At 43.5% G+C, this 15720-nt stretch carries 15 protein-coding genes; 10 read left to right on the top strand and 5 right to left on the bottom strand.

Features of this window, described 5'->3' with window-relative positions; all coding sequences use genetic code 11:
• The first annotated feature begins 11 nt into the window (after window positions 1–11).
• From MHH63_RS15225 to MHH63_RS15210, 4 genes are all read left to right on the top strand, one after another.
• Window positions 12–1082, top strand: coding sequence for a Gfo/Idh/MocA family protein (locus MHH63_RS15225; protein ID WP_076125969.1), 1071 nt, complete (start codon window positions 12–14; stop codon window positions 1080–1082).
• A 34-nt stretch (window positions 1083–1116) separates the two neighbouring features.
• Window positions 1117–2085, top strand: a complete 969-nt coding sequence (locus tag MHH63_RS15220; protein ID WP_076101695.1) for a sugar phosphate isomerase/epimerase family protein — start codon at window positions 1117–1119, stop codon at window positions 2083–2085.
• Between the two features lie 5 nt (window positions 2086–2090).
• Window positions 2091–3062 (top strand): phosphotransferase family protein, encoded by a 972-nt coding sequence (locus MHH63_RS15215; RefSeq protein WP_341171748.1) that lies wholly within the window; start codon window positions 2091–2093, stop codon window positions 3060–3062.
• A 72-nt stretch (window positions 3063–3134) separates the two neighbouring features.
• Entirely contained in the window at window positions 3135–3392 is a 258-nt protein-coding gene (locus tag MHH63_RS15210; RefSeq protein WP_076125970.1) for a DUF2164 domain-containing protein, read from the top strand.
• Window positions 3393–3411: 19 nt separating this feature from the next.
• Here MHH63_RS15210 and fabV read toward each other — a convergent pair whose 3' ends face one another.
• Window positions 3412–4602, bottom strand: coding sequence for an enoyl-ACP reductase FabV (fabV, locus tag MHH63_RS15205; RefSeq protein WP_312147881.1), 1191 nt, complete (start codon window positions 4600–4602; stop codon window positions 3412–3414).
• Between the two features lie 172 nt (window positions 4603–4774).
• Between fabV and MHH63_RS15200 the strand changes: the two genes are divergently transcribed.
• From MHH63_RS15200 to MHH63_RS15185, 4 genes are all read left to right on the top strand, one after another.
• Complete coding sequence (locus MHH63_RS15200; RefSeq protein WP_076190157.1) at window positions 4775–5737, top strand: phosphotransferase family protein; 963 nt, start codon at window positions 4775–4777, stop codon at window positions 5735–5737.
• 67 nt (window positions 5738–5804) lie between these two features.
• Complete coding sequence (locus MHH63_RS15195; RefSeq protein WP_076189909.1) at window positions 5805–6344, top strand: HXXEE domain-containing protein; 540 nt, start codon at window positions 5805–5807, stop codon at window positions 6342–6344.
• Between the two features lie 139 nt (window positions 6345–6483).
• Entirely contained in the window at window positions 6484–7551 is a 1068-nt protein-coding gene (locus MHH63_RS15190) for an ABC transporter ATP-binding protein (RefSeq protein ID WP_076135552.1), read from the top strand.
• A 183-nt stretch (window positions 7552–7734) separates the two neighbouring features.
• A complete protein-coding gene (locus MHH63_RS15185; protein WP_445255216.1) occupies window positions 7735–9207 on the top strand; it encodes a family 43 glycosylhydrolase in 1473 nt (490 codons plus the stop codon).
• A gap of 84 nt (window positions 9208–9291) precedes the next feature.
• On the opposite strand, the gene fabF is transcribed toward MHH63_RS15185, so the two are convergent.
• Window positions 9292–10530, bottom strand: coding sequence for a beta-ketoacyl-ACP synthase II (fabF, locus tag MHH63_RS15180; RefSeq protein ID WP_076308114.1), 1239 nt, complete (start codon window positions 10528–10530; stop codon window positions 9292–9294).
• A 127-nt stretch (window positions 10531–10657) separates the two neighbouring features.
• Between fabF and MHH63_RS15175 the strand changes: the two genes are divergently transcribed.
• Window positions 10658–11518 carry a helix-turn-helix transcriptional regulator gene (locus MHH63_RS15175; RefSeq protein ID WP_076279801.1) on the top strand — a complete coding sequence of 287 codons (861 nt, stop codon included), beginning with the start codon at window positions 10658–10660 and terminating at the stop codon, window positions 11516–11518.
• A 60-nt stretch (window positions 11519–11578) separates the two neighbouring features.
• Here the strand turns inward: MHH63_RS15175 and MHH63_RS15170 are convergent, their stop codons facing one another.
• Both MHH63_RS15170 and MHH63_RS15165 read right to left on the bottom strand, forming a co-directional pair.
• The gene (locus tag MHH63_RS15170) at window positions 11579–11866 is read right to left on the bottom strand and encodes a hypothetical protein (protein WP_076125983.1); all 288 of its coding nucleotides are present in this window, start codon (window positions 11864–11866) and stop codon (window positions 11579–11581) included.
• A 162-nt stretch (window positions 11867–12028) separates the two neighbouring features.
• The gene (locus tag MHH63_RS15165) at window positions 12029–13174 is read right to left on the bottom strand and encodes an MFS transporter (protein ID WP_076183499.1); all 1146 of its coding nucleotides are present in this window, start codon (window positions 13172–13174) and stop codon (window positions 12029–12031) included.
• Window positions 13175–13365: 191 nt separating this feature from the next.
• Between MHH63_RS15165 and MHH63_RS15160 the strand changes: the two genes are divergently transcribed.
• On the top strand, window positions 13366–14130 hold the full coding sequence (locus MHH63_RS15160; RefSeq protein ID WP_076279814.1) for an exodeoxyribonuclease III: 765 nt from the start codon (window positions 13366–13368) through the stop codon (window positions 14128–14130).
• Window positions 14131–14197: 67 nt separating this feature from the next.
• Here MHH63_RS15160 and MHH63_RS15155 read toward each other — a convergent pair whose 3' ends face one another.
• Window positions 14198–15637 (bottom strand): serine hydrolase domain-containing protein, encoded by a 1440-nt coding sequence (locus MHH63_RS15155; protein ID WP_076279802.1) that lies wholly within the window; start codon window positions 15635–15637, stop codon window positions 14198–14200.
• Between the last annotated feature and the right edge of the window lie 83 nt (window positions 15638–15720).

Genomic DNA, 15720 nt, shown 5'->3' with positions numbered 1-15720 from the left:
GTGTGAAGTTCATGAGTTCAAACAGACATTCTGTAGTCATTGTTGGTTTTGGAGGAATGGGAAGTTATCACGCAGGATTGATAAAAGAGACCTCTACCTTAATCGTAGTTGGAACGTACGATGTGCTTGAAGCACGTCGTACCAATTCCAACGACGCTGGCTACAAGGCGTACCAAAGTTATGAAGAAGTATTGGCAGATTCTTCGGTCGAAATTATTCTAATTGCCACACCGAACGATGTGCACAAAGAAATTGCGATTCGTGCATTACAAGCTGGCAAACATGTCATTTGTGAGAAGCCAGTTGCTCTATCAAAGGTTGAATTTCAAGAAATACTGGCGGCGGCTGATCAAGCTGGACGTGTGTTTATGGTGCATCAGAACAGACGTTGGGATGAAGATTTTCTAACTATCAAAAAAATGTACGATGAGGAGACGATTGGATCCCTATTCCAGATCGAATCCCGCGTGCACGGAGCGAACGGAATTCCTGGAGACTGGCGTCATGTTAAGGCACAAGGCGGAGGGATGCTGCTGGATTGGGGCGTTCACTTATTGGACCAGCTATTATTCATGATTGATAGCAAAATCACCAGTGTGAGCAGTAGTCTAAGCTTTATTTTAGGAAACGATGTCGATGACGGTTTTGAAGCTATTCTGCAATTTGAGAATGGGATTAAAGCGATCGTAGAGGTTGGGACGACTAACTTTATTACTTTGCCAAGATGGTATGTGAAGGGTATCGAAGGCACTGGAATTATTGAAGACTGGTCTTTAACAGGAAGATTGGTGACCAGAAATAACGCAGGTGAAAAAATCGAACCGAAGCCGATTCGTGCAGGTGTAGGACTAACTAAAACTATGGCACCTCCATCGGAGGGGGCAACGATCACTGAGGAATTACCTCAGCCATCGGAGTTGAGCTCTAGCTTTTATGATAATTTCGCTGCTGTCATTGAGGGAACTGCAGAACCTATCGTTAAGAACGCTGAGGTTATGCGGGTACAGAATTTGATAGAAGTTATTTTTGAAGCTGCTGAGAGTAATCAAGTGGTGAAGAATTTTGATATCTACGATAAATAATAAGTAAACTATTTCCAAGAGGAGGTGGCCTACAATGAAACTTGGAGTATTTATGGTCTTGTTTGGAGGTCGTAAGCTGGAGGATGCTCTTGATTACGTAGTATCCAAAGGGCTAAAGGCGGTAGAAATCGGTACGGGAGGCAATCCTGGCAACAGCCACTGCGACCCTAAAATGCTGCTGGAGAATGAAACAGCCTTACAAGAATTCAAACATGCCGTGGAATCTCGCGGACTTACAATCAGTGCTTTGAGCTGCCACGGTAACCCATTGCACCCGCAAAAAGAACTTGCTCAAAAGGATCATGAGGATTTCGTAAACTCGGTCAAATTGGCGCAGAAGCTAGGGGTTCCGGTTGTGAATACCTTCTCTGGATGTCCTGGAGATCATGAGGGTGCTAAATATCCGAACTGGCCTGTAGCTCCATGGCCCAATGATTATCAAGAAATTCTGGACTGGCAATGGGAGAACAAGGTTATTCCTTATTGGAAAGAATGGGGTGCCTTTGCCGCTCAGCATGATGTAAAGGTAGGTCTTGAGCTGCATGGCGGATTCTCTGTACACACACCAGGTACTCTGCTGCGGCTGAGAGAAGCAGCAGGTGAAGTGATCGGTGCGAACCTTGATCCGAGTCACATGTGGTGGCAAGGAATTGATCCTGTGCAAGCGATTCATATTTTGGGACGCCAAGGTGCAATTCATCACTTCCATGCGAAGGATACCGTTATTGATCCTGTGAATGTCAATATGCACGGATTAACTGATATGCAGTCGTATACCAAGATGCTTGACCGTGCTTGGCAGTTCCGTTCTGTCGGTTTTGGACATGATCTTAAGACTTGGGCTGACATTATTAGTGCACTTCGTTTGGTTGGGTATGACTATGTGGTTAGTATTGAGCATGAAGATGGGCTGATGTCTATTGAAGAAGGTTTCTCCAAAGCTGTAAGTAACCTTCAACAAGTATTGATTGAGGAGCCACTGACAGAAATGTGGTGGGTTTAAACGAAATGGAGAGCTTCACGAAAGTTAAATTAAATGATGAACAGCTGGATATTTTGGTGAAAGCGGTTTTCGGTTCAGAAACTGCGGTTAACCTTAGTTCAGAACTTACGGGAGGCTTTTTTAATACAGCCTATGATTTGGAACTCAGCACTGGGAAATCTGTCATTCTAAAGGTTGCCCCTGCTGTGGAGACAGATACGTTAAGTTACGAGAAGAACATTATGCGAACTGAAGTGGAAGCTCTCCGTATGGTTGCAGATAAGGGTGTCGTGCCCGTGCCTGCCGTCTACCATTATGATGAAAGTCTGCTGCTCATTCCTATTCCGTATTTCTTTATGGAGAAGGTGGAGGGCCTGCCCTACAGTGATGTGAAGGAGAGTCTTTCACTTCCGGAGAGAGACGCTATCGAAACTGAGCTGGGGCGTTACAATCGCATAATCAATGAGATACGCGGAGAACGTTTTTGCATTTTTGGAACGGATTCAGAGGAGCCAAGAGCCTCGTGGAGAGAGACCTTTTCATGCCTGATGGAAAGTGTACTTGCTGATGCCAAGAGACTGAATGCACAGCTCCCTGCGTCCAGTGAAGAGATAATGAAGGAGGTTTCCAAGTATCTCCCAGCATTAGATGCTGTAACCGAACCACGACTGGTGCATTGGGATTTATGGAATGGGAATGTATTTGTGAAGGATGGAGTCATCGTATCGCTGATTGACTGGGAGAGAGCCCTATGGGGCGATGTGCTGATGGAGTATTATTTTAGGCATTTTGAGAATTCTGCCGGTTTCTATAAGGGGTACGGAACAACCTACGACAGTCCGAACGAGATTCAGCGGAAGAAGCTTTATGATCTTTATCTTGATCTTATTCTTACTATCGAATGTTATTCACGCAAATATGCAGACGAAGGTTATGTCCGTTGGACGCATGATAACTTGACTGAGGGTTGGAACCGTTTTAAAGGCAGCAGTGAATGAAGGTTATAGGTGTGAAAAATGACGTGCGAAAGCACGTCATTTTCCTGTATCTAAATAGATTGGAGGATTACCATGCAGCCGTTAAAAATACCGAGAGAACATAAGCTTCAGATTACAGCTAGTATTCAAGAATATTTTGACACAGAGCTGTCCAGTGAAATTGGGCAATTAGCCAGCGAGAACCTTCTCGATTTTATGCTCAAAGAACTTTCGCCTTATATTTACAATCAAGCGTTGGCAGATGCACGAAAAATGATTGAGCAAAAGATGATTTCTCTGGAAGAGGAGATTTATGCTCTCGAACAACCCTTATCCTCAGGCAGAAGATAATCCAAAAACACGATTAATTTTAGCGCAGATTTATAACAGTTACGTCTGGATCAGTATCAGCTTCGTAATCTACACCTTCAGTCTCGAATCCAAATAGCTGGAAGAATTCCTGTTTATAGCTATGCAGATCCGTTAGGTCGTAGATATTGTCTGAAGTAAGCTGGTCCCAGATTTCTATTACTTCTTGCTGGACTGCCGGAGACAATTCCCAATCATCTATACGGATACGCCCTTCTTCATCCACAGGAGTTCCTTTCGCTGCGTAGAGATGTTCAGCAAACAACCGATAGGTTTGCTCAATACAACCTTCATGAAGACCGTGCTCTTTCATGACTTTGTAAAGGGCGGAAATATAGAGGGGCACGACAGGAATCGCCGAGCTGGACTGTGTGACAAGACCTTTTGTGACCGCTACATAAGCTCTACCGTGAGTAACAGCTAACGCTTCGTTAAGTGTTCTTGCCGTAGCTTCGAGATGGTCTTTAGCAAGTCCAATCGTTCCCTGGCGATATACGGCTTGAGTAAGCTCTGATCCGATATACGAATAAGCAATAGTGGTTGCGTGATCAGCTAATACTCCGGCTTGCTGGAGTGCTTCTATCCATAACTGCCAATCATCACCGCCCATCACCCGTACGGTATCATGAACTTCCTTATCGGTCGCGGGTTCGATGGAGATTTGAGTGACTTCACCCGTATGAAAATTTACAGTTTTGTTGGTAAAGGTGTCGCCAATAGGTTTGAGAACAGAGTTATATACTTCACCTGTCTCCGGGTCTGTACGGCGCCCAGAAGCAACACTGTAGATGACCAAATCGACTTGTCCTAATTCGCTGCGAATCAGCTGAATCGTTCTTTCTTTGGTCTCTTTGGAGTAAGCATCTCCGGTAACGCTGTAGGATTGCAGGCCTGCAGACTCCGCAAGTTGTTCGAAGGCGGCGGAATTGTACCACCCAGCAGAGGCTGTACGGGCTCCATTGCTGCTGCTCGGCCGATATACGCCTACTGTGCTGGCTCCAGCCCCAAAGGCGGCTGTAACCCGTGAGGCGAGGCCGTAGCCTGTGGATGCGCCAATGACAAGCACCTTCCGGGGTCCTTTGATCGCGGGTTGTGCCTTAATATACTCAATTTGCCGCTTGACTTGACGAGCGCAGCCTTGCGGATGTGCGGTTGTACATATAAAGCCACGTGTTCTAGGTTTTATGATCATAATAATAGTTTCCTCTCTTTCATGAAAAGCAGCTAATGATACGTGTTATTTCTAATTTTAACAATTTTCATTCCAATGGAGAAGGATTGTTTATCTTTCTTGTATCAAATACAATGAATCCCGGGCTTTTATGAGGTTGGATTTTTACTTAACTCTGTATGGTGGTGAAGTCTTGGAAAGTCAGACTAAAACAAAATTGACGGTTGAGCAGCAGGACATCCTGGTGGGTGCTGCTTTTGGAAGCCATGTGAAAATCATTCAAAGTACGGAATTGACGGGAGGTTATTTCAACGCAGCTTATGACCTCCTATTGTCAGATGGCAGAGCTACGATCCTTAAAATATCGCCATCCGATGAGACAGACACGCTAAGTTACGAGCACGATATCATGGCTACAGAGGTTGCGGCAATGCAGCTAATGAAGTCTAAAGGAACGGTACCTGTGCCTGAGGTATACGCTTATGATAACAGCAGAAATTTAATATCGAGTGACTTTTTTTTCATGGAGAAAATAATCGGCCAGCCCTATAATGAAATTAAGGAAGAGCTTAGTCCGCAGCAAAGAAGTTGTATTGAGGAAGAATTAGGTCGTTATAGCCGGATTATCAATGAGATTCAAGGGGATCATTTCGGATTATTTAATGTATCCTCGAAGATAAAGGGGACTTCTTGGCGGGAAACCTTTCAAAATTTGATTGGCAACCTCCTTGATGATGCTCGGCGCTTAGAGGCAAAGATGCCCATTCCTTTAGAAAAGATTGAGGCGGAGATCAACAGCCGTATACATGTGATGGATGTGGTCACTGAGCCACGTTTAGTTCACTGGGATCTATGGGATGGGAATGTGTTTGTGCGAGAGGGAAGCATTGTTGCCTTAATCGATTGGGAACGGGCGTTATGGGGCGATCACCTTATGGAATATTATTTTCGCTATATTGAGGATTCTGAGCATTTCTGTAGAGGTTATGGGGACAGCTTTGATAGCCCTAATGAATGTGCACGCAAAAAGCTCTACGACTTATATATCGATTTAATTTATTTCATTGAGTGTTATTCGCGTAAATACGATAGCCAAGGCCATTTCCAGTGGGCACAGGATAATCTGCTGGAAGGTTGGGAACGTTTCATGGGTTAGGACATTTTCAGCAAGATTACAACATAAGAAGGTAAGGAGGCTGAGCAGGAGAAGGGAGAGGATTCTCATGTTTGAGTGGCTAAGTGTACATATAGATATCGTAAGTTTGCTGTGGCTGTTGCCGATCCTATTTATGTTTCATGATTTTGAAGAAATATTAACGATTGAAGCATGGGGGGCAAAGTATAGAACCAGGTTAGAGGACGCAATTCCTTCGTTTATGCGCAAGACGTATCATTCGATGTTACAAATGACTACACGTAATTTTGCAATGGACGTATTATTCGTGTATATTTTGATAGTGACGGTAACTTGTATTGCAGTATTCTTTTCTAATTACTTATTGTACTTGGCAGTGCTTGCGGTATTTTTCTTACATGTATTTACTCATCTAGGACAGACGATATATTTAAAGATATATACACCAGGGGTAGTTACAGCAGTACTAGTAGTTCTTCCCTATTCTCTTTATGCGTATTATCGACTATTGAATGACAACTTGGTATCCCTTGGAGATATCGGATGGTCTCTGCTGTTAGTTCTTTTGCTGCTTCCGCCAATATTGTGGTTGTTAGTGAAGAATAGAACTCGCATTAAACAGAACTAGTACATAAGGCTGCTGCTGGCCATATCTTTTTCAGAAAAATCTTGACTAGAACCCTTAGAACTAGATAAAATAATACTTATTGCTTACAACTTGGTGAGAATCATTATCATAATTGACGAGGAAATGAGAGGGTGACAAGATGGAGCGCCTTTTAGAGGTAAAAGATCTAGCGATATCATTCAAAACACACGGTGGAGAAGTACAAGCGATCCGTGGTGTTAGCTTCCATGTAGATAAAGGTGAAACTCTAGCGATAGTTGGGGAATCCGGTTCCGGTAAAAGTGTAACTTCACAAGCGGTAATGAAGCTAGTTCCAACGCCGCCAGGAGAATATAAACGTGGACAAATTTTATTTGATGGACAAGATTTGATCGGTAAGACTGAGAAGCAAATGCAGAAGATTCGTGGTAAAGAGATCGGTATGATTTTTCAGGATCCGATGACTTCCTTGAACCCGATGATGAAGGTCGGCAGACAAATTACTGAAGTACTGCACAAACATGAGAAAATCTCCAAAGAAGCTGCCAATAAACGTGGGGTTGAACTGCTTACGCTAGTAGGTATTCCTTCACCAGAGCGCCGCTTCAATCAATATCCGCATGAGTTCAGTGGCGGTATGCGTCAACGTGTCGTTATCGCAATGGCACTTGCAGCAAACCCTAAGCTTCTGATTGCGGATGAGCCAACTACAGCGCTCGACGTTACCATTCAGGCACAGATTCTTGACCTGATGAAGGAATTGCAGAAGAAGATTGATACGGCGATTATTTTTATCACCCATGATCTTGGTGTTGTAGCAAGAATGGCGGATCGTGTAGCGGTAATGTATGCCGGACAAATTGTTGAAATGGGAACTGCAGAAGAGATCTTCTACGATCCAAGACATCCTTACACTTGGGGATTGCTTGCGTCCATGCCAAGTTTAGAGAGCAAAGGTTCTTTGCTTACCGCTATTCCTGGTACCCCTCCAGATTTGATCAAACCGCCTAAGGGTGATGCCTTCGCACTTCGCAGCACCTATGCTATGCAAATCGATATGGAGAAAGAGCCTCCAATGTATAAGGTTTCGGATACCCATATGGTGAAGTCTTGGTTAATGCATCCGATGGCACCTAAGGTGGAACCACCAACAGTCGTTAAGAATAGACAACGTATACTTAAGAACGCTTATCCAGAGCCAGTTTTAGTGCAAGAAGGCGCTAAGTAAGCAACTTGTTTTAACTAAATAATAAGAGGAAACGCTAGGCCATTTAGTTGGCTTAGCGTTTTTTTTATTTTCTACAACGTTCACTATTATTTAAATAAATATGAATTAATACGAACTTAATTAAATAAAAGGGTTGACTATTTATCGTTTTCATCTCAAAATGAAAAGGCATACATAGGGGGTATAACGATGAAGAAGATAATTATTACTACTTTACTTAGCGTTTCATTATTAGCTGTAACCGCGTGCAACAACGACACGGCTAATTCTGGCAACACAAACAGCGGACCTGAGCCTGTTCAGCCTGTCTTCAAGAATGTTTCTGTACATGATCCTTCCATTATTTTGGCTGATAATAAGTACTATGTGTTTGGCTCACATTTGGCTTCTGCTAAATCCGACGACCTGATGTCCTGGACTCAATTGTCCTCTGGAGTTGTTGATGGAAACGTACTCATCCCGAATGTCAAAGAGGAATTAAAAGAGGCCTTAACCTGGGGAAAGACGGACACTTTATGGGCACCGGATGTCATTCAATTGGCGGATGGTAAATATTATATGTATTACAACGCGTGTAAAGGTGATTCCCCATTATCAGCACTTGGTATAGCCGTGTCAGACCATATTGAAGGACCTTATAAGAACAAAGGGATCTTCTTAAAGTCAGGTATGGTGGGTGTAGGCGATGACGGAGAAACTTATGATGCCACACAAAAGCCGAATGTTGTAGATCCGGATGTGTTCTTTGATAAAGAAGGCAGATTGTGGATGGTGTATGGTTCTTATTCCGGTGGTATTTTTATTATGGAACTGGATACAAGCACAGGATTCCCACTGCCAGATCAAGGTTATGGCAAAAAGCTTCTAGGCGCAAATCATGCGCGGATAGAAGCTCCCTATATGCTGTACAGTCCTGAGACGGATTACTACTACCTGTTCCTATCCTACGGGGGGCTGGCTGCTGATGGCGGATATAACATCCGTGTAGCTCGCTCGAAGACACCTGATGGACCATTTGAAGATTCTGAGGACCAGGATATGATCGATTCACAGGGCACAGCTGGCGTATTGTTTGATGATCCTGCTTATGCTCCTTACGGAGTTAAACTCATGGGGAATTTCGAATTCCTGAATAATGACGATGAGCTCCCAGTAAGTGGGGAAGGATATGTATCACCAGGACATAACTCCGCATTTTACGATGAAGAGACTGGCAAGTATTATTTGATCTTCCATACACGGTTCCCGAATCGTGGTGAAAAGCATGAGGTTAGAGTACACCAGATGTTCATGAACGCTGATGGCTGGCCGGTGGTCGCACCACACCGTTATGGTGGCGAGACCATTGATAAATATACGAAAGAGCAAATCGCAGGCGAATACAAATATGTGAATCATAATAAAGAAATTACGGCAGATATCGTGCAATCGGAGCTAATTCAATTGACGAAGAGTGGTAAAATCAAAGGCGCAGTAAAGGGCAAGTGGAAGCTTATCGACGATCATACTGCAGAGTTAACGATAGGTGGTTCTACTTATAAGGGTGTGTTCCTGAAAGAGTGGAATGAAGCTACAGCCAGTAATGTTATGACGTTCACCGCGGTTTCTAATGAAGGGATCTCTATCTGGGGAAGTCATGTATCACCTTCGGAATAAGATAGTTTAAAAGGATTAACAGCAGAAGGGGTTTCAACTAGTCATGTGTAATGGCTAAGTTGAAACCCCTTTTATAATGTAGGATTAGTCTACGAACTTTCGGATCACAATAACAGCATTATGGCCGCCGAAGCCAAATGAATTGGAGATGCCTATTTCGAGATTAGCTTTTCGCGCATTGTTAGGTACGTAATCTAAATCACAGATGGAATCAGGCGTGCCCTGATTGATGGTAGGAGGAATGATCCCTTCTTGGATACTCTTAACTAAAGCGATGGCTTCTAAGCCGCCAGCGGCCCCTAAAGCATGTCCAGTCATGGACTTATTAGCGGTTACGGGGATGTGGTAGGCATGCTCGCCAAATAATTTTTTAATCGCTAGGGTTTCAGAATGGTCTCCTACTACTGTACTTGTCGCATGCGCACTGATTACATCTACGTTGTGGGGCTGGAGATTAGCTTCATTTAGCGCTAACTTCATAGCTTGATAGGCACCAATCCCCTCTGGATGAGTGGCAACCATATGATAAGCATCAGAGCTAGCACCATACCCGATCACTTCGCCGTGAATCTTGGCGTTTCTACGTTGAGCATGGGAGAGTGACTCAAGAATGACTATGCCGCCACCTTCACCGATTACAAAGCCATCCCGTCCTCCATCGAAAGGGCGGCTCGCTTTAGTAGGCTCTTCATTTCGTGTAGATAAAGAGGTGGCATTCCCGAAGCTGGCCAACGAGATTTCAGTAATAGCAGCTTCAGAACCCCCGGCTATAACAATGTCCGCACCGCCATAACGAATTAAACGGAAGGCCTCACCAATCGCAGTATTTCCAATAGAACAAGCTGTTACTGGAGACATGGTCGGGCCGAGAGCTCCAAATTTAATGCTGATCATCGCCGCAGCCATATTGGAGATCATCATGGGAATTAAGGTAGGGCTGACTCGATCAGGTCCACGCTCTTTCAGGACCGTACCTTGATCCATCAAGGTCTGAATTCCTCCAACACCAGATCCTACATAAACGCCAAGTCTCTCCTTGTCAATCTTATCAAGCTGGAGGCCAGAATGTTTCCAAGCCTCTTCAGTAGCTGCGAGGGCAAACTGACTGAATCTGTCCATTCGCCGTGCCTCTTTACGCCCAAATCTGCCTTCTGCATCGAAATCACGTACTTCGCCGGCAATTCTCGTCTTAAAACCTGTTGTATCAAATGAAGTGATCGGGGATATACCCGATTCACCAGAAATTAGCCGATCCCAAAATTGCCCGATTGTATTTCCAAGTGGTGAGATTAAGCCCATGCCTGTAATCACTACGCGTTCCATAATGAACCTCCTCAGCTAGTGTATACTAGTATTTTTCCACTTTATTTATCCTATTACAAGTTATCGTTTATCCTAGTATAATTTGTACTATACTAAAGGAACAGGAATCCCAAAGTGGAGGTAGCTTATGGCTAATCAAACAAGATTACAAGCATTATCCGATTTTTTGAAAGCACGACGTGCGGCTATTTCACCAAGCGCTGTAGGCTTACCAGAAGGCACACGCAGAAGAACGCCAGGACTCCGCAGGGAAGAGGTTGCACAGCTTGCAGGGGTAAGCAGTACCTGGTATACGTGGCTTGAACAAGGCAGAGATATAAAAGTCTCGTCCTCTGTTTTGGACTGTATTGCCACTGCACTTAGGCTGACTAAAGATGAGCGGAAGTATCTTTTTGCACTGGCTTTAGAAACTGGAACCGGCACCACACCCTATCCGCAAGATGAATCTTCTGTAATTAGTCCTTCGCTGCAGAAAATTTTACAAGAACTTAAATATTGTCCTACGATAATCTCTGATAGACGTTGCGGGATCGTCGGTTGGAATGAAGCTGCCGCCCATGTTTTTCTTGATTTCTCAAAGCTGCCCATCGAAGAGCGGAATATGATCCGATTGTTATTTGTTCGTAAGGAGTTTAGGCGCTTAGCAGTGAATTGGGAACAATTCGTCAGCGGTTATCTTTCTATCTTCAGAGCGTATTACGGACAGTATGTAGAGGATCATTGGTATGATGAATTTATAGAGGAATTGAAAGAATTGCATCCGGCTTTTAATGAGATGTGGGAGCAAAGTCGGGTTAGTTCGGCCCCGGATGTGTTACTAGAATTCAGACATGCCAAGGCGGGAAAAATGTTATTTCATCTAACCTCTTTGCAGGTTCATGGCAGTGCAGATTTACGCTGCAGCATCTATACTCCTGCGGGAGATTCGAATACTGAAACCAAGCTGAAGCAGCTTATGGAGCAGCATATAATAGAAGGATTAAGCTAGATTCACATAGAGAAGCATCCCTAGCTGAACTTCCAGCTAGAGATGCTTAATGCTACACTATTAGAAATCTGATGTTGAAATTTCAATAGTTCCGAATGTGGTGCCAGCAGGAGTGCTTAAGAGTGCAGCTACCAAAAGGGCATGAACTGCAAGCGTAAGGCTATTGAATGCTGGAATCGTGTATGTGATAACTGGAGCATTCACACGAGTGATTACTAAATCTACTGGGAAGTTGGAGTTGTTGTTCACAGTAACAGCAGCGTTAATTCCACCTGCAAGGTTTTCATAATAAGATTTACCAATGACAGGGGCTAAATTGAAATATTGAAGCGGTAATACGATGGCCATAGTAACGACCTCCTTTTCGTTTGATAGGATATTCTATGTTGAAAATCTATTAATGCTAGAGCGAATGCCATGGTGAATTAGCACTTTTTAATAGAAAAAACCGGGGATGTCCAATAGCCACTTAGAAAGCGGCTGGAACATCCCCGGTTTATTTTCGTACGCTTATTCCGTTTTTTTACGATAAATCAGATACAGTATCAATCCGAATAGCATGCCGACAAACGACATTGCGGATATCGTTAAGTAAAGAGCTTTACCCCCAAAGGCATCATATAATGCCCCACCAGCATAAGAAGCCAGGATACCTGATACACCGAAGAACAATAGTGCAAGGACGGTTTGCCCTGTAGCACGCCATTCCTCGGGTACAATGCTGTACAGGTATTGAATAGCAGCCGAGTAGAACACAGGGAAGGTAAGAATTTGCAGAATCTGCAAATACGCTAACAAGTGTGGATCAATGATCCAAGCTGAAATCAAGAAACGAAGGAAATAGAAGGCTCCGGAAATCGATATGATAATCAGTTCTTTTCCTTTTCGCAACCACCAGAAGCTTAATGCAAAGACAATGATTTCACTTATTGCCGCGAGGAAAAATGATTGGCCTACCAGTTGAGGACTGCCACCAAGCTCACGAATATAAACTCCAATAAATGTATCGTTCATTCGTGCGGGTACAGAGCTAATAAATATGAGCACCAGAAACATTAATGTCTTTTTGTTGCCAAAAAAGTGCTTGAGGCTATCCAGCGTGACCGGCTTACCTGTGACGGGGGCATCTGGCATGTTCCAGCTTACTATAAAGCTTATAAGGCAAATGGCAACAAACAGAAGAGCTATTCCATGAGAGCCGAAAAAACCAAGCACATAGCCAGTAATCAGAGCCATTACACCATAACCTAGCGCACCATATGTACGGATAGAACCATAGCTAATTCCAGCCGCCTCAGAGACTCGGAAATTCAAGCTTTCTGTCAGCGGATCAATGGGCATCAAGAAGAAATACAGCAGCATAGCAAAAAGAATGAGAACAACGTAACTGCTGGAATCGAACAAAAAGTATCCGGTTACCGCTGAGCATAACAACAGAGCTAACAGCACTTTGCGGATGGTTTTGGTTTTATCACTGATCATCCCCCATAAAGGCTGGGCAACGATGGTAACAAAACCACCAGTTCCAATAATGAAGCCGATTTGCGATGGGCTTAGACCTTGTTCACTTAGATAGACTGGCAGAAAGGGAATAAACATGGCTAGTAGAGCAAAATACAAAAAGTTAAACCCTCGTAAAAGATTTGGTGCATTCATAAGTTTTTTTACCTCACGTGTTAGAAAATTTGTATAGAGTCAATTTTGCTATTGTATCATGGATAATAAATGATTAGGATATAAATCTATTCGCGGAATTGCTCAAGATGACCCTAACCCTCTATAAATTTCTGGCCGTAATATGATAAACTGGTTACTATTAAAGCAAAATGCAAGGAGAAACGTTAATGATAAAGTTGGTATCATGGAATGTGAATGGTCTTCGGGCCTGTGTGAAAAAAGGGTTTGATGATTATTTTAAGGAAGTAGAAGCAGATATTTTCTGTGTTCAGGAGACGAAGCTGCAAGAAGGGCAGATTGTTCTGGAACAGGGTGAAGAATACTATCAATATTGGAATTATGCAGTGAAAAAAGGGTATTCAGGCACAGCTATATTCACCAAAATCAAGCCGATCTCTGTGAGATACGGAATGGAAGAGGATGAAGAAGCGGAAGGCCGGATTATTACGCTGGAGTTCGAACATTTTTATCTAGTGAATGTGTATACACCAAATGCCAAACGAGATCTGGCTAGATTGGATTACAGAATGGAATGGGAGGACCGTTTCCGCAATTACCTTCTGGAACTGGACAAGCTAAAACCAGTCGTTGTATGCGGCGATATGAACGTAGCCCATCAGGATATTGATATCAAAAATGCTAAAGCTAACCGCGGAAACTCTGGCTTTACCGATGAAGAAAGAGGAAAAATGAGTACGCTGCTGGAGTCCGGCTTCATAGATACCTTTAGATATTTTCATCCAGAGCTTGAAGGTGTTTATTCATGGTGGTCTTATATGCCCAAGGTGAGAGAACGGAATGTAGGCTGGCGGATTGATTATTTCCTAGCTTCTTCTAGACTTGCACCTAATCTGCTGGATGCCCAAATCGATTGCCACATTATGGGGAGCGATCATTGTCCGGTCATCCTCAAGCTTGCTGATTTCACAGATTAGAATCGAATATTTAAAAGGCCGCTAAGTCTCTTTAAAGGACGAAGCGGTCTTTTGTATTCATTAAGAATTATAGTCTGCCAATGATCTCAGGGAATTCAGTCGGTCCCATATTCACATTAAACTTTTGTTTAAGAATTAGCTGATTCTCTAGTAAGATTATTTCAAGAGTTATGCAGAAAGGCATTTCAATAAACAATAAAGTAAGCTGTAGCTGATCATCAGCAACCCAAGTAAAGCTGGACATGATTCGGTTCAAGGAAGCATCAATGACCTGTGCGAAGCTTTCGAGCCATTTCCCTCGACCAAGACAGATCACAGAATCCTCTCCAGTCTTAAATTGTAAAGTAACTGCAGCTTCGTTGTTATTGAAAGAGATAGAGAAGGTGTCCAAGGCAAATTGGTTGTCATCGAGCTTATAGGTTAAGCCGTTTATTCGTTCTTCTTGTGATGAAGAGGGCTGCAGTTGTGGCGGTTGGATAGATAAATTCTTTAATTTTTCAACCAAGTGGGCAGAAGCAGCCGGCTCTAATGGCAAGGGAGCTGGCTTCATCGCGGGAAGCAGATGTTCCCACACAGCATTCAACATTCCTTGTATACTGTCTGATGCAGCAGTAGTAATAATTACGGCATCTTGCTCCGGAAGCACAACACAGAGTTGACCGAAGGCGCCATCTGCCCGGTAGCCACCGTGCTGGCATTGCCAGAACTGATACCCATATCCCATTGCCCAGTCATGATCACCTTCGCCATTGGAAATATGTTTGGAAGTAGCCTCATTAATCCACTTTTCAGGCAGAACCCGTTGATTATTCCAGATTCCTTTTTGTAAGTATAGCTGGCCGAATTTAGCGATATCCTCGGTTGTAATGTTTAAGCCAAATCCCCCTGTGTTAATTCCACGTGGACAAGACTCCCACGTTGCACCGTGAATGCCCAGAGGAACGAAGAGGCGCGGTTCTAAATATTCTAGCAGTGTTTGGCCAGTAACCCGTTGAAGGATCGCGGCCAGCATGTAAGTAGCACCGGTATTATATAGGAAATGTGTACCCGGTTGTTTCTCGACGGGGACGGAGAAGAAAGCTTTCACCCAATTCCCGTCGGTACTTTTGCGAAGGGTGTCCATAGTATCCACGACATGCCCGGTACCCATCATCAATAGATGTCTGATTGTCATATTGGATAGATTCTCCGTGATAATCGAAGGAGCCTCTTCAGGGAAAAAGGAGAGGACAGAATCATCGAGGGTGACAAGTTTCTCAGTAACAGCAAACCCGATTGCGGTTGAGGTGAAGCTTTTGCTAAGGGAAAATAACATATGCGGAAGAACGGACCTGTAAGGAGCCCACCAGCCTTCAGAGACCACATAACCATGTCGTAATAGCATAAAGCTGTGCAGGCCTAAATTTTGTTCTTCTACTGCACTAATAAAGCAGGATATTGCGGTTGATGAAATCCCCTGTTCTTCTGGAAGACTTCTAGATAACTGCAAGCTGCTTGTAGTTTCCATACGCTCATCTCCTAAATTTTGAGAATGCTCACCTCCTAATTCTATAATAATTTCCAATGTAAAAATACCATTTAAAAAATAAC

This window comes from Paenibacillus sp. FSL H3-0310 (assembly GCF_038002785.1).
GTDB lineage: Bacteria > Bacillota > Bacilli > Paenibacillales > Paenibacillaceae > Paenibacillus_AQ > Paenibacillus_AQ odorifer.
The sequence above is the reverse complement of the archived record's forward strand: the minus strand, read 5'-3'. Positions and strand labels throughout refer to the sequence as shown.